This is a genomic window from Lysinibacillus sp. C5.1 (assembly GCF_016350185.1).
GTDB lineage: Bacteria > Bacillota > Bacilli > Bacillales_A > Planococcaceae > Lysinibacillus > Lysinibacillus sphaericus.
Genome location: NZ_CP066226.1, coordinates 202,148 through 224,232 on the forward strand (window position 1 = coordinate 202,148; position 22,085 = coordinate 224,232).

At 38.6% G+C, this 22,085-nt stretch carries 10 protein-coding genes, 1 pseudogene and 1 riboswitch; of the genes and pseudogenes, 7 read left to right on the plus strand and 4 right to left on the minus strand.

Features of this window, described 5'->3' with window-relative positions; all coding sequences use genetic code 11:
- Positions 1 to 211: 211 nt before the first annotated feature.
- Positions 212 to 4,459: an S-layer homology domain-containing protein gene (locus I5435_RS00965; RefSeq protein ID WP_025218379.1), complete on the plus strand. Its 4,248-nt coding sequence runs from the start codon at positions 212 to 214 to the stop codon at positions 4,457 to 4,459.
- Positions 4,460 to 4,576: 117 nt separating this feature from the next.
- Here I5435_RS00965 and I5435_RS00970 read toward each other — a convergent pair whose 3' ends face one another.
- On the minus strand, positions 4,577 to 5,878 hold the full coding sequence (locus I5435_RS00970; protein ID WP_025218380.1) for a hypothetical protein: 1,302 nt from the start codon (positions 5,876 to 5,878) through the stop codon (positions 4,577 to 4,579).
- Positions 5,879 to 6,128: 250 nt separating this feature from the next.
- On the opposite strand from I5435_RS00970, the gene I5435_RS00975 reads away from it, so the two are divergent.
- The 4 genes and pseudogenes from I5435_RS00975 to thiC all read left to right on the plus strand — a co-directional run.
- Positions 6,129 to 8,234 (plus strand): methyl-accepting chemotaxis protein, encoded by a 2,106-nt coding sequence (locus tag I5435_RS00975; RefSeq protein ID WP_337983085.1) that lies wholly within the window; start codon positions 6,129 to 6,131, stop codon positions 8,232 to 8,234.
- 743 nt (positions 8,235 to 8,977) lie between these two features.
- Positions 8,978 to 9,907, plus strand: a complete 930-nt coding sequence (locus I5435_RS00980) for an AEC family transporter (protein WP_024360749.1) — start codon at positions 8,978 to 8,980, stop codon at positions 9,905 to 9,907.
- 82 nt (positions 9,908 to 9,989) lie between these two features.
- A riboswitch (TPP riboswitch) is annotated at positions 9,990 to 10,104 on the plus strand.
- Between the two features lie 322 nt (positions 10,105 to 10,426).
- Positions 10,427 to 11,577, plus strand: a protein-coding gene (locus I5435_RS00985; protein ID WP_337982902.1) for an IS3 family transposase whose coding sequence is annotated in 2 segments (ribosomal slippage) — positions 10,427 to 10,700 and positions 10,700 to 11,577 — 1,152 coding nt in all. Because the reading frame shifts where the segments join, the coding sequence is not laid out codon by codon here.
- Positions 11,578 to 11,628: 51 nt separating this feature from the next.
- Positions 11,629 to 13,323: pseudogene (gene thiC, locus I5435_RS00990) on the plus strand (phosphomethylpyrimidine synthase ThiC); the annotation flags it as partial.
- A gap of 103 nt (positions 13,324 to 13,426) precedes the next feature.
- On the opposite strand, the gene I5435_RS00995 reads toward thiC, so the two are convergent.
- From I5435_RS00995 to I5435_RS01005, 3 genes are all read right to left on the minus strand, one after another.
- The gene (locus I5435_RS00995) at positions 13,427 to 15,112 is read right to left on the minus strand and encodes a methyl-accepting chemotaxis protein (protein ID WP_337983086.1); all 1,686 of its coding nucleotides are present in this window, start codon (positions 15,110 to 15,112) and stop codon (positions 13,427 to 13,429) included.
- Positions 15,113 to 15,596: 484 nt separating this feature from the next.
- Positions 15,597 to 17,114 carry a catalase gene (locus I5435_RS01000; protein ID WP_024360746.1) on the minus strand — a complete coding sequence of 506 codons (1,518 nt, stop codon included), beginning with the start codon at positions 17,112 to 17,114 and terminating at the stop codon, positions 15,597 to 15,599.
- 313 nt (positions 17,115 to 17,427) lie between these two features.
- Positions 17,428 to 18,912 (minus strand): helix-turn-helix domain-containing protein, encoded by a 1,485-nt coding sequence (locus tag I5435_RS01005; RefSeq protein ID WP_025218385.1) that lies wholly within the window; start codon positions 18,910 to 18,912, stop codon positions 17,428 to 17,430.
- A gap of 206 nt (positions 18,913 to 19,118) precedes the next feature.
- Between I5435_RS01005 and hutH the strand changes: the two genes are divergently transcribed.
- Positions 19,119 to 20,633, plus strand: a complete 1,515-nt coding sequence (hutH, locus tag I5435_RS01010) for a histidine ammonia-lyase (RefSeq protein ID WP_024360744.1) — start codon at positions 19,119 to 19,121, stop codon at positions 20,631 to 20,633.
- Between the two features lie 108 nt (positions 20,634 to 20,741).
- Positions 20,742 to 22,070 (plus strand): YjiH family protein, encoded by a 1,329-nt coding sequence (locus I5435_RS01015; RefSeq protein ID WP_337983087.1) that lies wholly within the window; start codon positions 20,742 to 20,744, stop codon positions 22,068 to 22,070.
- Positions 22,071 to 22,085 lie beyond the last annotated feature (15 nt).

The window sequence follows — 22,085 nt, forward strand, 5'->3', positions numbered from 1 at the left end:
TTCCCTTATGACAAAACAAGTATGATATGATGTATGCCTATATTTTGTTAAAGCCAAGAGAGCACCGATGCTTCTTGGCTTTTTAATTTGGGCAAGACTTTCTTCCATTATTTTAGAAATACTATGAAGGTTCGCTATCTACCTGTCGATATAAAGGGTATGATGAAAATGAAGTTTGTGCGTATCAATTAGATGTGAAAGGAAGAGTGAGATGGATAAAACAAAAATCCAAAAAGTGAACAAAGCACTGATCGCAACTGTTTTTGCTACTAGCGGGATTGCTGTTGTTGTACCACCACCACAAAAAGTAGCAGCAGCTACTTCACCATTTGTAGATATTAACCAATATTCAAGTCACTATGACAATATTTTAAAATTATACGCTCAAGGTGCAATTAGTGGATTTGCAGATAAAACATTCCGACCAAATCAAAATGTAACACGTGGTCAAGCAGCAAAAATGCTCGCTACAGTTTTAAAGTTAGATTTAAAGAATGTAGAAGATCCCTATTTTAGAGACGTACCAAAGAGCAATGAATATTATAAATATGTAGCAGCGTTGCAAAATGCAGGCATTATGTCTGGTTATGCAAATGGCTCATTTATGCCAAATGAAGTAATTACACGCGGGCAACTAGCCAAAATTTTAGTGCTTGGCTTTAAATTCGAGGTAGCATCGAATTTTAATCATAGCTTCCAAGATATTAATAGCCAATCAAGCAATGCTTACTATATTCAAACATTAGTAGATTTAAAGATTACAGAAGGAACAACACCTGTCACATTTTCTCCGTTCAATGCAGTAACTCGAGGTCAAATTGCTTCTTTTATTGTTCGTTCACAAGAGAAAAAGGGGAATGTATCAACTTATAAGATTACTGGTGTTGAAGATGATACTGTTTACATAAATTCTGAACCTTATTCAGTACCTGAAAACCTTTCACATATTTTCAATGAATACAATGCAGATGTATTAAAGGGTGCATTTATTGAGGGAGATATTTCAGGGAAATCTATCTATTCAGTTGCAAAGTTAACGTTGAATGCAAGCGGGACGAGCTCTCGAAAGTTACAGTTTGACGGTGACTATAAATCGTTTGGTGGCACAATCGTTGTCAATGGGAACTATATTGCGTTCGATAATGTTACGCTAACCGGCACAATGTTAGTAAATGAAACAGTTCGTCCACCTTTACATTTAGATGTATCCTACTATAAGCCATTAGCAATTGGCCGTGTAGCAAGCAATAATTTTTCATTTATTAACTGGTCAAATCCAGATAAGCCAGAAGATGAAAGCTCTAATAGCAACCCATCAGGCGATCTTCAAAACTGGACCGACTCCAATCAAAATCCAGATAAAAACAAGCCTTTTGAAAACTGGTCAAAAGACAAAGTGACAATGAAAAATGTCGAAAAGCACATTGAGTTTTACAATAGTACCGTATCAAGACTTGTTGTGTCGCAAAGTGGTACAAAAATTGAAACAAATACAAAATTACCACGTGTTGATATTATCGGAAACGTACGTGAGTTTGAAATCCAAGGTAATATCGGTACGTTAAATTTAGATACAGAAACAGCCCTTACAATATACGGAGATAGCAATATCGATTGGATAAATTACAATAGCTATACCGATTTACAACTGTATATTGATGGTCGCGTAGGCACGCTTTATGTAGATAATGCATATGGTTGGGTTGATATTGGTGATTACACATATATCGATAAAGTAATTCTGCCAAAAGACGAAGGACCAAATAATATTTTTGATGACTTCTTAAATGATAAAGATAATGTGGGAAATATTACTGACCCTGACGGTAAACCAATCGATAAAGATGATATTGATAACCAAAAGCCAGCGGATAAAACAAAACCGTTAATTGATATTACCAAGTTAACGGTCTTGAATGGTAGCGATGTTCAAGTAGAGTTTACGTCAGATAAAGTAGGCACGTATTACTATATTGTGCGAGAAAAGGGCGTAGAAGTACCAACCAAACGAGAAATGGTGAATCGCATTTCTACAGATAATGCAGCAAGTGGCACGGCATCAGCTGTAAACGGTAAAAATACGTTCAAAATTTCTAATTTAGGTGAGAAAAAAGAATACGTTGTCTATGTCATGGTAGTAGATGGAGCGAAAAATGCTTCAGATATTAAATCGCAATCGTTCCAAATGAAAGATTCATCACCACCATCAGTAAAATCGCTAACGGTGACCCCTCTACATGGTGGAACACGGGCAGAGTTTACATTTACAGCGAGTGAACCAGGGGAATACTTCTACTATGTACGTAAAAAGACAACTGCCGCAGATCCGACAACTGCAGATGTAATAGCTAACCCAACAGGTAAAGGGAAGGCACTTGCAGGTAAATTAGGAATTTCCGGATTGCTGACAGGTTTAGACCCTGAACAAGATTATCAACTTTTTGTAGTGATGAAGGATGATTCAGGGAATAATTCAATTGATCCAATTCCAAAAGAAGCAATCAAAGAATTCAAAACAGGTGCTTTAGACAATCTACCTCCATATATTGTGGGTGGAGAGCTCTTTTTACAAGATGAAATTAAAAATGAATTTTATGTAACGGTCAGTGAGGAGTTAGATCCGATTGCAGCTGAAAAAGTTGAAAACTATGAACTGACAGGAACAGGTATTGTCAATCAAGGATTACAAAAGCCAATTCGACCAGAAAAGGTTGTTTATAATAAAGCTCAAAAAAGATTAACGTTCACAATCCCTTCTTTAACAGGTTTCGTTAATGGAGATAACTTGGTTGTAACGATATCTCCAAATGTAAAAGACCTTGCTGATAATGAATTCGAAAATATTAACAATACACCAGTGAATACTGTTCCGCGCAATACTGCAGAGTATATTCATAAAGATGGTGAATGGCCATATTTAACGATTATCGGAGAACCTGCTATTAACGCTGCTAAAGACCAAACACTAGTTGAATTTAATGCGACAAAAGCCGGAACCTACCATTATTTAATTATGGAATCCGATTTAAATTTAACAAGAGATGACCGTCTACGATTAATCGAAGCTGTACAATTAAATTCAAAAGAATTTAATGTAGGGGGCAAAAATATTCCGATTATCGGTAGTGGTGGCAATAAGCCAGCACAATTAGGGAAACAAAAGGTGACAGTTCCGCTCCCTAATACAATCCCGCCGTTAGATCCTTTTAAGAGTTATTCCATCTATATGGTGTTGCGAGACCGTTCAGGAAATGTCTCGGATATTCAAACAAAACATGTAATTGATGACCGTACAGCTCCTGTTATTGACAATACGTCAATTAAAATATTGGAAGGTGATCGGAAAGCAACCTTTAAATTTATGTCAGATGAGGATGGTTCGTATTACTACGTCCTTCGAAAGGTTGGCGATCCAACGCCTGGACCAACAACGCCTGAAGAAGTAATGGCTAAGGGAATTACGAGCAGTATGCGTAAAGATACCAATGAGATTTCTTTAACGCTTGAGCCACATCAAGAGTATGAGCTGTATGTAGCAGTAAAAGACCGATATAATAATGTCACGATGGTGCAAAAAGGGACAGAATCAAAAGTTTACACATTTGATGAGAAGCAAAATAAACTTATAACGCTAACGCCTGGTTTAAATGGTACGGGTGTTATGAAATATACATTCTTTGCAGATGGAACACCACCAAAGGTAGAAGATCCAATCTATAAACGAATTGATGGCAAAACATTTGAAGTAACATTTTCAGAGGCTGTCGATACAGGATTTGATTTTAAATTAGTTCAACCAGGTACAACAACGCCTATTACACCAACTTACACACATAGCTGGAAAGATGTTACGGGTACAAATGATTGGGAATCTCGCAAGCTCATTATCAAGTTTAATACCGAAGTAAAAGAAAGCTTTGATATTAGTGTCAATGCTGCAGCGAAAGATAAAGGTGGCTGGACATTTAGTAAGGATCGAGCAGAGTATAAATATCCTACAAAAGAGAATACAATTACTTCTGCGACATTATTACCAGATACGCAATTCCCAAGTAATTTAAATATTTCTAAGAAAGTTGAAGTTGTTGCGAATCTGAATGCCGATATTACATGGGATCAGCAGTATTACTACGCTGTATTGAACTCAGGATATAATCTAACGCCTGATAATGTTATGGATGTTATTACGAAAGCAGATAGTAATAACTTTACGTATATTCCTGGGGGAGCAATTGTTTCATATGGTAAAGGTAAGATTACAGCGCCTTCTGATGCAAGTTCTGCGAAGACTTTCACAGCGATTCAAACAGGTAGTGATCCAAATTCAACAAACGTATTCCAAAAAGATCAACGAATTTATCTATTCACGAAAGATAAATATGGAAATATTGTCTATGCAAAAGCTTCAACAGATCCAGCAGCTTTAGATTATGTATTAATTCAACCTAGAACACAATAAATATAAAAAGAGAAAGCCACTAGCTAATATTCATGCTAGTGGCTTCCTGTTTAATTGTGGTTTATTTGCAATGACAAATCCCACACCACTTAAGACAGGGTATGGGATTTTTATAAGTTAATTTCTAACAATTTGGAACGTACCAGAAGTTTGAGTTTCTATAATGTATTGATTGCCATTGACTGTATAGGAAACAGGCTCTTGGTCACCGAATTCATTAAGCTGAACAATGGAAGCATTGTCAGGTAAATTTTCTAAAATAATTTCAATATTCGCATCAAATTTAACAGGTTTATTATTTAATACTGCTTGGAAAGTAATGCGATTTAAGTTTCTTGTAAGCTGAACATCCATTACACCCGAATCCTTATTAACAAGTGTATTGAGCGGTGGGATGATTAAGACCATATTTGCTTTCGTTGTTAAAACAAAACGTTCATTTTTATTTTCAGAATCAGCAACATTAATTTTTGCTTTATACGTGTTTCTTCTACTCTTAGACATTAGTGTGTTTTTACCAGGTACTGCTGCCGAGTCTGACAATGTTGGTGTATCGATTGTATGACCATTTTCAGGTAGTTTATATTTCCCTTTTACAAAGTCTACTAATTTCCAAACGTTTGGAACAAGCTGTTGTTGTACGGGTGTTAATGCTTCAAAAGCGTTTTTTGCTGCTTGGACATCCTGTGTTGTAGACGTTTTTGGCGATAAGGCAGCAATGGTATTTTCTACTTGCTTCGCTGCGGATTTATCCAATATAACGACCTGTTCGGCATCTAATAATTGTTTTTCAATCCCTGAAGGTAAAACAACATTGGAGAATTTTCGCAATGCATTATACTCAGCGCGCGCCTCTGCCACATCTTTATGGAAGCTAAGTCGAGAAGCGTTTAACAATTGAATTTTATTAACAACTTTATCAACAGAAGTATTCGGTGTAATTGTTGACGTCAGTATTTTTTGGGTTGCTTCACTTACAAAGGTTTTTTGCGCAGCATTTAACCTATTGTACCAATCTCTCGTTTCAATTACATTTTGATAATAGTTAACAGAAGTAGAGTCAACGGAAGCTAATTTTTCTTCTATTTGTGCAGCTAGTCGACGATAACTTACTCTTGTTTGTTGATGATTGGATAGTGTCCCATAATTCGTTACATATTGCTTTTCAGTTTCTGTTAACGCATTGTACGCCTTTAGTGCAGCTTCTAAGTATGGCTGAAACGAGAAGGATGTATCATTAATATTGGAAATCAACTGGATAACGTTGTTAACGTTAGCATTATAGTAATTATTATATATGTAAGCAGTCTTGGCATGTGCCGAATGATCAGCAGCTGAGGCAGACGTTATAGGTGTTGAATAGATAAGTGAAGGTACTGCTACTAGTGCAAGCAAGGCTAGGTTTCTTTTGTGTTTCATATGGGCAAACCTCCTATATTTTATACTTAATTTTATCATAGCTTAAGGATTTTATATGCATATTTTAGCTGAATAGGTAAAAAGGTCCGATGTTTTCTTTAACTCAATACGTCTTATTTACGACAAATAGGATTGTAAACAGACTTTATTAATTGAAAACTTTACGTTGCTTGGTAAATTCAGTGAAACTTTTATTGTTATACTACCAATGATACATTATGATTATTTTATAAAAATGGAGGTGTTTGTAATGAAAAAATCCAAAAGTATTGCATTAAAGCTCACTTCTTTAATTTTAGGTGTATTTTTAGTATTATTTGTTGCTTATACATTGGTAACTAGCGCTACTCTGCATACTCAAAGTGTTGATGATTCAGAGAAGGCAACGCTGCAAAATGCGGAGTTATCTGCTGCAAAAATGAGCGAACGGTTTAAAAAAGCTAATGATACATTACAAACAACAAAACGTATTGTTGAAGCAATGGAAAAAAATGATGCGCTTTCGACAGAAAGTGTAATGGATATACTGAATACGAATTTAACGAATAATGATGATTTACTTGGTGTAGGGGCCGTTATAGAAAATGGTGCGGTAAAAGTTGGACCAACTACTGATACGGCATTAATTGATGTAAAAAATCGCTTTATCCCTTACCTAACTAAAGATGGCAACCAAATCAACACAGACCCTATAGAAGGAATTGACGATCCGAAAGCGGAAGATGCTTGGTATCGGATTCCAAAAGGAGAAGGGCGTGCTGTATTAACAGAGCCATATGATTATAATGTGAACGGTAAAACTATCTCGATGACGACTATTGCTGTGCCACTGTATAACGCATCAGGTACATATTTTGGCGTATTAACAGCCGACTTATCTATCGACTTTTTAAAGGAATTAGCTGACTCTATACAGCCTGATGGTGGTTATGCAGGCATTATTACAGATCAAGGCATGTTAACGGTCAATAGTATTAACGAAAAGTTAGATGGGACAAATATGCAGGATGCGGTTGATTGGACAAGTATTAGACAATCTATGGATGAAGGAAAACCGGACAGTCTATATGTAGACTCGAAGCAGCTTGGGGAAAAATCATTTAATGCTTTTGCTCCCATGATGTTAGAAAATATCGATGAAGTATGGTCAGTGCAATTAGTTTTACCTAATTCTAAAATATTAGAAACGTATAATAAAATCCTTGTCTTCACGATTGTATCAGCAATTATTATGGTAATTTTAATGGCCGCTGCTAGTGCAATGTTTATATATAAGCAGTTGAAGCCTTTAAAGGTTTTACGTACATCGATTGAAACAGCAGCAGAAGGCGATTTAACGAAAAAGATAGATGATAAATTTATAAAATCCGATGAAATTGGTGCTGTTGCATTAGCTTATAATAATATGCTGGATAAGACGAATGATGCCATACATACGGTATTAAATTCTTCAACATTGCTCAATCAATCATCCGACCATGTTCATGAAGCCTTTAATGAAATTGTAGCATCAAGTCAGGAAGTATCTGTCGCAATTAACGAAATAGCGCAAGGTGCATCAAAACAATCAGAGGATACAGAAGAAACGAATTATCGAATGATTGACTTATCTGACCAAATTGACGCCATTACAAGGTTGTCAAAGCAAATGGACGAGCTGTCAATCAAAACACAAACTTCTACAGAGCAGGGCATGAAAGAAGTGGAAAGTTTACGTGACCGAAATGCGGAAACGAATGAAATGAATGGACGTATCCAACGTCAAATGGAATCTTTGTCTAGCAATATTAACAATATCAATCAAATTATTGCATCTATTCAAGGAATAACAGAGCAAACGAATCTATTAGCACTGAATGCAAGTATAGAAGCTGCTCGAGCGGGAGAACACGGCAAAGGCTTTGCAGTAGTAGCAGAGGAAGTGCGTAAACTGGCAGAGCAGTCTAAAAACGAAACAGAAGTCATTAAACAAACGGTCTCTAGCATTCTAGCAGATTCAAAGCAAACGGTATCCGTTATTGCTTCCAATGCAAGCTTAATGCAAGCGCAAAATGAATCGGTACAAAATACAGAGTTAGCTTTTAAGGATAATAACGAGCTATCTCAATCAATTGCAACAGCAATTAATGAACTATTGTCAGAGCTTTCACAAATGTTGGAGCAAAAGGACCAAGCCATTACGGCGATTCAAAGTATTTCTGCCGTTTCAGAGGAAACTGCTGCTTCTGCAGAACAGGTGAGTGCATCAGCCGCAGACCAACAGGCAGAAATGGAAAAGGTCGCAGAATCTATCAACAACATGAACCAAATTTCTAAAGAACTCCAAGAGGTCGTGAATCGATTTAAACTTGCTTAATAAAGCGAGATGGAAATACCCGCGGAGTAGAGTGATTTACCCGCGGAGCAGGGAGATTTCCCCGCGAAGCAGGGTGATACCCATGAAGCAAAGGGGTTTACCCGCGAAGCAAGGAGGTTTACCCGCGGAGCAGGGCGATTTATCCGCGAAATAGGGAGGTTTACCCGCGAAACAGGGTGATATCCGCGGAGCAAAGGGGTTTACCCGCGAAGCAGAGAGGTTTATCCGCGAAACAAGGTGAAATACCCGCGAAGCAGGGTGATACCCATGAAGCAAAGGGGTTTACCCGCGAAGCAAAGAGGTTTACCCGCGAAGCAGGGAGGTTTACCCGCGGAGCAGAGAGATTTACTCGCGGAACAAGGTGAAATACCCGCGGAGCAGGGTGATATCCGCGGAGCAAAGTGGTTTACCCGCGGAGCAAGATGAAATACCCGCGGAGCAGGGTGATATCCGCGGAGCAAAGTGGTTTACCCGCGAAATAGAGTGAAATATCCGCGGAACAGGGAGATTTACCCGCGAAACAGGGTGATATCCGCGGAGCAAGGTGATTTACCCGCGAAGCAAGGTGATACCCGTGGAGCAAAGAGATTTACCCGCGAAGCAAAGCAAAAACCTACTAACATAAAAAGGAGCTGTCCTAGCAAGGGGCAGTTCTTTTTTATGTAAACTTATACTAGCGGGGGAGCATTGACCCATGTCGTGAACAGTTTTACTATAGAAAGAGATGAAAGGGGGTCACCTCCATGATGTATCTCGGTATGATTTTCTTTAAAATAGTTGCCCCTATTTTAGTGTTGCTTGTACTTGGTGCATTTTTACAAAAGAAATTTTCTTTTAATTTAAAAGCATTATCTCAGCTCATTACGTATTGTTTTATGCCAGCTGCGGTATTTGTGAATTTATATGAAACAAGTGTGGAGTTATCAGTGCTGGGGGAAGTGGCATTATTTATTGTGCTCTTTATCGGCAGTCAAATGGTGCTTAGTCATTTTTTAGCGAAGGGGCTTGGTCTAGCGAAAACAGAGACGGCAGTGTTTAAAAATAGTGTTGTCCTTATTAACTCCGGCAACTATGGTATTCCAGTTGCACAAATGATTTTCGCAACGCAGCCCATTGGGGTGGCAATCCAAGTGATTCTCGTTATTTTTCAAAATATGACGACCTATACATATGGTTTATATAATTTAATCTCTTCGACTAAATCAGGGATGGCGATCATAAAGGACTTCCTGAAAATGCCCATTATTCATGCCCTTATAATAGGGGTGGCAATGAATTTCTTTAATATTGGCATTCCACAATTTATCCGTATTCCTATTGACCATGTAGCTGATGGCTTTATTGCCGTAGCGCTTATTACACTGGGTGCACAACTATCACAGCTTGAAATCAAGTCCATGTTCAATAAAACGGTGTTTGTTAGCTGCATTACACGTCTAGTAGTAGGCCCAGCCGTTGCATTGCTTATTATTTTTGTCCTCGGTTTAGATGGTGTTGTCGCTCAGTCACTCTTCATTGCAAGTGCATTTCCGACCTCACGCAATAGCTCTAGCTTGGCATTAGAATATGATGTTGAGTCGGCAACTGCTGCGCAAACGGTTCTTTTTTCCACGATTGTTAGCTGTCTAACAGTAACAATTGTCATTTATCTAGCAGAACTGCTATTTACGTAATTACTCGAGGATAATAGCAAGATAAATCTAATTATAACTTCCATCTATTAGAAAAATCTGTTACACTATCATCAAACTTAATAGCTATAACTAGGGGAGTCCGATGAGTCGGGCTGAGAGGGAAACGCATAGAGGTTTCTTGACCCTTTGGACCTGATCTGGCTCATACCAGCGTGGGAAAGTTAATGAACATCGCACTCCTAGAATTTTTTGCGATAAATAAACCTTACATGTACAGCCGGATCCAATATTTTTGGATTCGGCTTTTTTATTTGTAATGCTACCTATTGGCGTGAGCTAGATTCGGTCCTTTTTGAAAATTTATGGAAAAGGGAGCGGAATAGTATATGACAACAGTTAGCGAAAAGAACATTACCATTATGACAAGTTTTGACGGAAGTAAAAAAGTATATGTAGAAGGAAGGAACTGACCCCAATAGGTATAGACAAATAAAAAAAGCATCTTCGATTGAAATTCGGGTATAGATACTTAAATTTCAATGTGGAGGTGTTTTTTCTATGGGAACAAGAGTGAGTTATCCCTATGAAGTAAAAATGAAAGCGATTAAGATGCGATTAGCAGGTGTACCTGTCAAACAGATTCTATTGGAATTAAATATACGCCATAAAACACAGGTCGAAACATGGGTGCGTTGGTATAGAAATGGTGAAGTCAATCGTTTGAAACAACCTGTAGGCAAACAATATATCTTTAATAAGGGTCCTGAACCGGACAATGAACAAACGAAATTAGCATTGGAAAACCGTTATTTAAAGCAACAAATTGAGGTGCTAAAAAAGTACGCAGAGTTGGAGAGGAAGTGGTTGGAGAAGTAGCTGTACAGTTAGTTGCGTCACTAAGAAGCATGATGTCTGTAAAGGACATTTGTAAACACTTTGGGATTGCACGATCTACCTACTATCGTTGGAAACAGGCATCAACCGATGCAAGGTCTCGTCAAGCAATAGAGAGACGTATCGGTGAACTCTGTCGAGCAAATAAATTTCGCTATGGCTACAGAAAAATTACAGCACTTTTACGTCAAGAAATGTGCGTCAATCATAAAGTGGTTCAACGTATCATGCAAAAATATGGTTGGCAATGTCGCGTGAAAGTGAAAAAACGGAAACGAACAGGACAACCTTATGCAATCGCAGCAAATTTATTAAATCGCGATTTTGAAGCCACCGCACCGTTACAGAAGCTCGTAACTGATATTACTTACTTGCCATTTGGTCAAAAACAGTTGTATCTTTCAAGTATTCAAGATTTATATAATGGTGAAATTATTGCCTATTCGATTGGAGACTGCCAAGATACTGATTTTGTGCTGGATACATTAGCTCAACTTCATCATTTGCCCGAAGGGTGTACGTTGCACAGTGACCAAGGGGCGGTATACACATCGTATGATTATCAACAGGCCGTAAAAGCAAAAGGCATTACCATGAGCATGTCCCGTAAAGGTACGCCCGCTGATAATGCCCCAATCGAATCGTTTCATTCTGTGTTAAAGTCTGAAACATTCTACTTAGACAATTTGAACAGTACTACGACGGCCATCGTAGAACAAACTGTCAAAGACTATATAAACTATTATAACAATAACCGAATTCAAACGAAACTAAACAACCAGTCGCCGGTTCAATACCGACAACTGGTTGAGTAATGCTTTTTTGATTATTGTCTTATATATCGGGGTCAGTCCCGAACACGCCCAGATATTTTAGTACCGATGCGTGAAATTCAGCTAAGCCCAACAACGGGTAGTTTTGGAGAAGAAGATAATGCACCAGTACGTGTTTATGATACGAGCGGTCCTTATACGGATCCAACTTACAAAGTGGATATTACAAAAGGTTTACCTGCATTGCGTAGTGCGTGGATAAAAGAGCGTGGAGATGTAGAGGAGTACGAAGGGCGGACGATTAAACCAGAGGATAATGGCTTCCGCAAAGCAGACGACCCTCGTATGAAGGAAAACGTTTTTCCGGAGCTTTCCCGAAAACCATTACGTGCAAAAAAAGGTCGCAACGTGACACAACTGCATTATGCAAGACAAGGGATTATTACCCCGGAAATGGAATTTGTAGCGATTCGTGAACATGTTGAACCAGAATTTGTACGTGCAGAAATTGCTGCAGGACGTGCCATTATGCCATCCAATATTAATCATCCAGAGGCAGAGCCGATGATTATTGGCCGAAACTTTCATGTCAAAATTAATGCCAATATTGGTAATTCGGCTGTTTCTTCCTCTATAGCAGAGGAAGTTGAAAAAATGACATGGGCTACACGATGGGGCGCAGATAATATAATGGACCTATCTACTGGCAAGCATATTCATACAACCCGCGAATGGATTATTCGTAATGCAGCTGTACCTGTAGGAACTGTGCCAATTTATCAGGCACTCGAAAAGGTCAATGGTGTAGCCGAGGATTTAACATGGGAAGTGTATCGTGATACGTTGATCGAGCAAGCTGAACAAGGGGTGGATTACTTTACGATTCATGCAGGCGTATTGCTTCGTTACGTACCACTCACAGCTAATCGCGTAACGGGCATTGTGTCGCGTGGTGGTTCGATTATGGCGCAATGGTGCCTATTCCATCACCAAGAAAACTTCTTATATACTCATTTTGAAGAAATTTGTGAAATTATGAAAACGTATGATGTTGCTTTTTCATTAGGGGATGGTTTACGCCCAGGTTCAATTGCTGATGCCAATGATGAGGCACAGTTTGCGGAGCTTGATACGTTAGGAGAGTTAACGCAAATTGCATGGAAGCACGATGTACAAGTAATGGTAGAGGGACCTGGGCACGTACCGATGCATCTCATTAAAGAAAATATGGACAAACAATTGGAAGTTTGCAAAGAAGCACCTTTTTACACATTGGGGCCTCTTACAACGGATATCGCGCCAGGTTATGACCATATTACATCTGCCATTGGCGCAGCGATGATTGGCTGGTTTGGCACAGCGATGCTATGTTATGTGACACCGAAGGAACATTTAGGCTTACCAAATCGAGAAGATGTTCGTGTAGGGGTCATTACCTATAAAATTGCGGCACACGCGGCTGACTTAGCGAAAGGGCACCCTGGGGCACAACAAAGAGATGATGCGCTATCCAAAGCGCGATTTGAGTTCCGCTGGCGCGATCAGTTTAACTTATCATTAGACCCAGAACGAGCAGTAGAATACCACGATGAAACATTACCCGCAGAGGGAGCAAAAACAGCCCATTTCTGCTCAATGTGTGGCCCTAAGTTTTGCAGTATGAGAATTTCTCAAGATATTCGTAACTATGCTAAAGAAAAAGATTTAAATACGACAGAAGCTATCCATCAAGGAATGAAGGAAAAGGCTCAAGAGTTTAAAAAAGCTGGTAGCCGATTGTATCAGTAACAAAAGAAATCACCGATAAACCGCGGACAACATCCGATTCACCATAGTAGCAAAAAGTGTTAGATTGACTGCAATCAATCTAACACTTTTTTGTCTTAGCTTTTTAGACTTTAAATTTATTTATATGTGCTTGAAGGGTGGTAGCCCCGTCGTTTAAAGATTGTGCAACAGCATTCATTTCTTGGATGGTGGATGTTTGTTCTTCAATTGCGCTTGAAATCGTTTCGGATTGTTCTGCCACGTTTTTTGCTACCGCAGACATTTCATTGACAGATGCAGCAACCTCTTCAGTACTTGCAGAAATTTGTTGAGTAGAAGCAGAAACGTCTTCTATTTCGGATGCCATATCTTCAATTGCGCCCATAATGCCATTAAATGCGTTTTGCGCATGTTGAATGTAAGAAACGCCTTCATCAATATTTTGTACTGTAACGCTCACCGCTTTTTCGACTTCCAATGTATTTTGCTGAATATCATTAATTAAGTTAATGATTTGGTTGGCTGATATTTTGGATTCCTCCGCTAATTTACGTACTTCATCTGCCACGACAGCAAATCCTTGCCCATGTTCGCCAGCCCGCACTGCTTCGATGGCAGCATTCAAAGCTAGTAGGTTGGTCTGATCGGTAATTTCAGTAATGACTTTCGTTATATTTTCAATCTCAGTCGATTGCGTACTTAACTGTTTAATAAGCGCATTTGTCTTATCTGAAGATTGTTGAATAACCATCATTTGATTTTCGGTCTTTTGCAACATCTTTTCACCATTAGTCGCAACGCTTTGTGTATCAAGCGCTTTCGAATGAAGCATCTGTGTGGCTTCAGCGATGCGCTGGACTCCACGTGCAGTTTCGTCCATGGCCATAGCGGTTTCTTGCCCTGTCATGACAGCCTGACTACCGCCTCGAGCCATTAATTCTACGCGTTTAGCAACGTCATTTGAAGAAGAAGTAACGTCGTCAGTGCTTGCGGCTAATTCTCCTGCACTTGTAGTAGTATGTTCTACATTGATCGCTATATTGTCAATGAGAGAGCGCAAATTTGCTTTCATTACATTAAATGAATCGGCTAACTTTCGAATCTCATCTTTTGTCTTTACTTTCACATCCTCTTGACGTAAATCACCGGTAGCAATGTTATTTGCTGCCTTAGCTAGGCGATTGACAGGCTTTGTAATAATCCTTGTCATAATGAAGGCGATGAGAAAGGCTAAACTTGTGGAAAAGGCAGCGAGAATTAAGATAATCGATGAGCTTATAGTTTCCACTTTTGACGACTCAGCACGTGCTAACTGTACTTGTCTTTCCTCATAAAATGCAATTTCATGTGCGGCTTGTTGGATTGCAGCAGCAGCAGGGCGTGCTTTTGTTCGAAGAATGTCAATGGCAGGTTGTAAATTATCGGGACTGTATGTATTAATAATCTCCAGTGCTGCTTTTTCAAAAATCGCCTGATTGGCTTTAATAACTTCCATTTGCTTTTGTGTCGTTTCTGAAGTGAATAAGCTATCTAGCTCTTCCACCTTGTCTTGAATCAACTTTTCTTGGTCCTCGAGGTTTTTAATGGTTGCTTCATTGGGTTCGAGAATATATGAACGAAGATAGTTGCTCTGCATTGAAGAAGCAATGACAATTTTATCGACTTGAATCAGCTTATAAACACGGTTTTCAAATAAGTCTTTATTTAAATTATTAATGTGATTCAGTTGGTAGTAAGCGATTGAGGAAATAGTTAGTAATAAAAGAATGATTGTACTAAATCCAATATATAGTTTCATTCGAATCGACATCTTTTTTCCTCCATTCCAGTTTTGTAATAGTTGTCACGTATCAATGCCTAAAAAATTTTAGCGACATTAGGAATAAGAACAGTACAAAGTTGTGGAATTTTCATATAAATGGTATACAAGAACACCTATATGACGATGACAGATATACATAGTAAAAGGAAACAATAAAAAATGAATTCCACTGCATATTACTTTTTCAGTGAGTGGGGGAGTTACCTTTAAGTCAGTTGAGGCAGCTTACGCCAATCTACTGAATAGTAAACGGTAAAGATAGTCTAAGTGACAGATGCGAAAGCTTTAGAACGAAGGAAGATTGAAATATGTACGATAGTCTTCCAATGTAGCTACTTGTTATAAAGCTTATTGGGACTAGCAAAATAACGAAGTAAAAATGACAAAAGGCATCGAGAAATGCGCATTCTCGCTACCTTTTGTCTACTTGCCAATGACTGCAAGTATTATTGGATATCAATATAGGGGAATATTAGATGTTTGCTACTTGTTTTACTTCTTTTTTTACATACGGATTTGAAAGATCCATACCTTCTAATGATAGACCCATTGCTTTCGCTACACCCTCACCATATGCAGGGTCAGCTAAATAGCAGTGTAAGATGTGGCGACGTTTGATGAATTCTTCAACTGAAGCCATATCATTTGCTGTATTTTCGAATAAGCGTTGTTGCTCTTCCGCAGATAACAGACGGAATAATTTACCTGGTTGTTCGAAGTAGTTATTGTCATCTTCTCGGAAGTCGTGGATATCAGCATGACCATCAATACGTAATGGTGGCTCTTTATAGTCTAGATTGTGCTCCCATTCACCATAGCTGTTTGGTTCATAGCTTAATGTAGAACCGAGATTGCCATCAAAACGCATAGCGCCATCGCGGTGGAATGAACGGAATGGGCATTTTGGTGCGTTTACAGGCAGACTGTGGTGGTTTACGCCTAAGCGATAGCGAGCTGCATCTGCGTATGCAAAAATACGAGCTTGTAACATTTTGTCTGGAGAGTAGCTGATACCAGGCACAATGTTAGATGGTGCAAACGATGATTGTTCTACTTCTGCAAAGTAGTTATCAGGGTTTTTATTTAACTCGAATTCGCCAACTGGAATTAGTGGGAAGTCTTTTTTGTACCAAACTTTTGTTAAGTCGAATGGGTTATAAGGTAATTCACGCGCTTGTTCTTCTGTCATGACTTGAATGTACATTTTCCATTTTGGGAAATCGCCTCGTTCGATAGCTTCGTACAAGTCACGTTGTGAAGATTCGCGGTCTTTACCGATAATTTCAGCTGCTTCAGCACCTGTTAAGTTTTTAATGCCTTGCTCTGTACGGAAGTGGAATTTCACCCATACACGCTCATTTTGTGCATTGATGAAGCTGTAAGTGTGTGAGCCGAAACCATGCATATTACGATAACCTGTTGGAATACCACGGTCAGACATAACAATTGTAATTTGGTGTAACGCTTCTGGTAATAAAGTCCAGAAATCCCAGTTAGAGTTTGCGTTTTTCATATTTGTGCGTGGATCGCGTTTTACTACGTGGTTTAAATCTGTAAAGTGTAACGGATCACGGAAGAAGAATACAGGTGTGTTATTACCAACTAAATCCCAGTTACCTTCTTCTGTATAGAATTTCAATGCAAAGCCTCGAATATCGCGCTCTGCATCTGCAGCACCGCGTTCTCCCGCTACAGTTGAGAAACGAGCGAACATTGGTGTTTTCTTCCCGATTTCAGAGAAGATTTTAGCTTTCGTATATTGAGAAATATCATGTGTCACAGTGAATGTACCGAATGCTCCTGAACCTTTAGCATGCATACGGCGCTCCGGAATAACTTCACGGTTGAAGTTTGCTAATTTTTCAACTAACCATACATCTTGAAGTAAAAGTGGACCACGAGGACCTGCAGACATAGAGTCGTGGTTGCTTACTACTGGAGCACCACCTGCTGTTGTGAAACGACGGCTACGATCATTTGCGTTTGTCATATTAGTTTACCTCCTGAAAAATATTGTGAGTCAAACTCCTCGTAAATAACTATAACAAATATAAAATAGAATTGCTAGTACATTATAATAATTATTGTTAAAGAATTTATATAGCAATGTATAAACTATAAATATATGCATAGCTTTCAACCAATATACATATTTTTTTAGAATATTTTCACTGTTTTTATAGTTTTTACGGTTATTTTAAAGGAATAAGTGATTTGCAAGTATATAAGATTAAAGACAAAGTATATTTGGGAATCCTTCTTATTTAATATTGATATTGAAAATAAGGTAGTCTAAATGAAAATTACGATTGGATAATGCCTCCTTGATTTTTCCATCCTTTTCGATAGCGGTTAGGTGTAGTCCCTATGAACTGTTTGAATAATTTGCTGAAATAATTCGGATCATCAAAGCCATTTAACAGCGCAATTTCACTAATGGCAAAATCGGTTTCAATAAGCATTTTAGTTGAATTTTGAATCCGAACTTGCTGTAAATAGCGTTTGAATGGCTGGCCTTGTTTTTGTGAAAATATTGTACTTAAATAATTGGGGCTAATCCCTAACTTATTCGCGATAAATGGTAAGGATAGTTCATGATTATGATATTGATGATCGATTATTTCCAAAGCTAATTCTATATAGTCCGCTTTTTTCTCCATTCGAGCTTCACGTGCCAATTCAATAAGTCGCTGTGTGAATAAAATAATGCCATTGAGAATTGTATAGAATATAGGGTGTTCAATAATCAAATGAAAAAGTTGGCGATAATTTTGCTCGATAGCAGCTTTTTCATGCAGTTTGTATTTCAGCATAAATCGGCGGATTTGCGCCAGTACACTGGTAAGGTGGATGCGCAAATCATCTTGCTCGTAATAGATACCTCCATTTGATAAGCGATATAAGAACGTTTTTACTGCTTCAATATTACCTTCCTCTAAACTTTTAATAAGTAGTTGTTGCTCCTCTGGTGTCAGTAAAGGGTCGAGAGGGTGTGTTTGGTATTGTTTCGTTGCATAAAAAATATGGCCGTAGCCTTCATAAAAGCTTTGCAGTAGGGCTCGCTTTGTTAATGCATACATTTCTTTTAAAGTTGTCGGCGCACCATCATAAACGCCGATATTCAGAGCGCCGTTATTCGTCATTTGCCATTCCTTTAGCAAGGTTCTTATATCTTTTTCAATAATTTTTAAATCGCTTGTTTGAAAGAGGCAAATGATTGCACCTGATAACGGATAAATGCTCATTTGATAATAAATCGGTGTTTGTTGAAGCCAAATGAACAATTTATTTAATGTTTCTGGATGCTCAGGTTCAATCATTGTGAACTGCATATCGGTTGTTAATGAGTTAGTTGTGTTCTCTAAAAATAATTGATAGTAAAAAGATTCACCTTTAGCATCAGCACTAACTTTTGGGATTTGAGGTGTATGAAGCGAAATAGCACTAAGCTTTTGCTTTAAAACTTCTAAATCAATTGGTTTTACAAAAAGATGCGCCACCTGTAAATCTATTGCTTTTAATGCGTTTTTAAATAACGGCTCTGTGGTGATGGCTAGGATTTTGCCTGAGTGTTTTTGTAAAAGCCCGTAAAGAGCCGTTAAACGATTATTCGGTAGCATGTCGATATTTAACAAAATAACTTCTGGTACAAATTGTTGAATGCTTTTTGCGGCCTCGGAAATAGTCGTGCACATCTCAATTGATAAATCTCCTGGAAAGTATGTATGCAAAAACCAACGAATGCCCGAAAGTTCCGTAAGATCTCGATCAATTAATAATAATTTCATTTAAATCAGCCTTTCTTAAAAAAATCTTGTTTCGTAAAAAAATACGATTATATTATTAAAAATAACATAAAAATCTGAAATAATTCCTGTTTTCTCTTTTAAAATTCTATATTTTCTGAAAAAAGTAGTTTGTACAATGGATATAGAGAAATTCTTTTTTTATACAAATACATTTACATAAGCTGTTAAGGATAGGGGGATATCGTATGCAAACAATCATCGAACTTGATGGCAATACGTTAACAAGGCAACAAATTGAGAAAATCGTGAGGGGGCAGGCTTCGGTCGTATTATCTGCTGACAGTACGGAACGCGTTCGAGCAAGTAGAGAAAGAATTGAAAAACGCTTAGCAGAGGGGCAAGTAATTTACGGTGTCAATACTGGGTTTGGCAAGTTAAGTAATATACGAATTGAAGAATCAGATATTGAGTTACTGCAATTAAATTTACTTCGTTCAGATGCTACAGGTGTTGGCGAACCATTTCCAACGGATGTCGTGCGTGCGATGATGATTTTACGCGCAAATGCATTAGCACGTGGGTTTTCTGGTATTCGACAAGAAACATTGCAATTATTGCTAGACTGCATCAATAAAGGGGTACATCCAATCGTGCCATCCCAAGGATCAGTTGGAGCAAGTGGAGATTTAGCACCATTATCGCATTTAGCATTAGTGCTTGTAGGTGAAGGGAAAGCTGAATTTAAGGGCGAGCTTGTGTCAGGTGACATCGCATTACAGAAAGCAGGCTTAACACCTGTGCGATTACAGGCAAAGGAAGGATTGGCGCTAGTAAATGGTACGCAAGCAATGACTGGTATTGGCGTTTTGACATTAAACGAGGCGGAGCGTATTGGGCTTGCCGCGGATATGGCTGCGAGTCTGTCATTAGAGGCGTTAAAAGGGATTACGTCTGCATTTGATCCGGCACTATTAGCTGTAAGACCACATCCAGAATTAGAGTTGGTAGGAGGGCGTATTCGCAAATGGCTTGATGGTAGTAAACGCGTGACCAAGCAGGGGGAAATAAGGATGCAGGATGCGTATTCTCTGCGATGCATTCCCCAAGTACACGGGGCATCTTGGCAATCATTTTTCTATGCGGAGCAGCGTGTGCAAATAGAGATGAACGCTACGACAGACAATCCTATCGTTTTAGAAAATGGAGAAGTTCTATCAGGAGGTCATTTTCACGGTCAGCCTATAGCATTAGCTATGGACTTTTTAAAGGTTGGGGTCAGTGAATGGGCTAATATTTCCGAAAGACGTACAGAGCGCATGGTCAATCCGCAACTTAATGATGGTTTGCCACCATTTTTAGCAACAAATCCTGGTATTGAATGTGGACTGATGATTGCACAATATACAGCTGCATCGATTGTGTCAGAAAACAAAGTGCTAGCACATCCTTCAAGTGTGGATTCGATACCTACATCAGGCAATCAAGAAGATCATGTCAGTATGGGGACAACATCCGCTCGTCAAGTGCGACAAATTGTCCACAATGCAGCTCGGGTTATTGCAATAGAAATGATTTGTGCGTCGCAAGCTATCCATCTAGATAAGGCGGAAGAGCAGTTATCGCCAACAACAAGAAAGTATTTAGAAAAAGTGCGTGAATTCTGTCCGCCTTTATTGGCAGATCAACCTATTGGTGACGAAATTGAAGCATTAGCGAAGTACTTATTAGCAAGTGATGTTCTATTAGATGAGAGCATTTAAGCTTCTTGCATAACATCCTTTATGTTCCCGCCAAGTTCTTTTACTTAAATGAATTTGGTGGGCACTATTGGGTGACTGATTTGCTATAAATAAGCAAGGAGGACGGGGATGGATTATAAGCAACAGGCGTTGAGGCACGACTCGTCATTTAGAGTTTCCTCAATTATAAAAATGGTTATCTGTAGCTTAGTCGGAATATTCAGCTTTTTCATTTCGTTTGAATGGCATGGAAAAAACACAATTCTAATCGATCATATTGTGAATTATATTCGTACAGAAGCACCCTCGCTTGTCACTGTTTATGTGGTTATGATGCTTGTTGGAGGAGCAATCTATCCATTTATTTCTTATAGGTGGAAAAAGTCGTCACTCGATATGCTGTTGTCAATTTTTAAAGTGGGTGGAATGGTAGCTGGGGTTTTGCTAATTTTTAATGTTGCTCCTGCATGGCTTGCCAATGAAAATATCGGCCCTTACTTAATGGAGAAACTAATTAAGCCAGTAGGGGTACTTATTCCGATAGGCTCTTTATTTTTAGCTATTCTTGTTAGCTTTGGGTTACTTGAATTTATTGGTGTTTTAACACAGCGTTTTATGCAACCTATTTTTAAGACGCCGGGCCGTTCGGCAGTAGATGCAGTAGCCTCATTTGTTGGGAGTTATTCAGTCGGGTTACTTTTAACGAACCGTGTCTATATGGAAGGTCGTTATACAGCGAAGGATGCCGCAATTATTGCAACAGGCTTTTCAACTGTATCTGCCACATTTATGGTTGTCATTGCGAGCACGCTCGATATTATGCCACATTGGAATACATTTTTTTGGGTATCGCTCGTTGTGACATTTCTAGTTACGGCAATAACAGCACGTATGTATCCACTGCGTTCAATGAAGGATGAATACTTTGCAGGCTCGACACCGATGCCAGAAAAAATAGTAATGCAAAAACGTTTTAAAGAAGCGTGGCGTCAAGCGATGGTGGCGGTTGAGCAAAATCCGCCGTTAGCAAAAATTTTATGGATGAATTTAAAGGATGGCCTTGTGATGGCAATGGCTGTTATGCCTTCTATTTTATCAATTGGTCTTCTAGGGCTTGTACTCGCAACATATACGCCTGTTTTTGATTGGCTTGCGTATATTTTTGTTCCTTTTACATATGTATTACAAGTTCCAGAACCATTTTTAACAGCAAAAGCATTGTCTTTATCGTTGGCGGAAGTGTTTTTACCAGCACTTGTTGTCACACAAGCAACATTGATAACGAAATTTATTGTGTCTGTCGTATCTATTTCTTCAATATTATTCTTTTCTGCTGTAATTCCACTGATCTTATCATCAGAAATTCCATTGACATTGCGTGAAATCTTGCTGATTTGGTTTGAGCGTGTCGTCTTATCTTTAATTATTGTAACACCAATAGCATTTTTACTATTTTAAAGGAGCGTGTTTTTA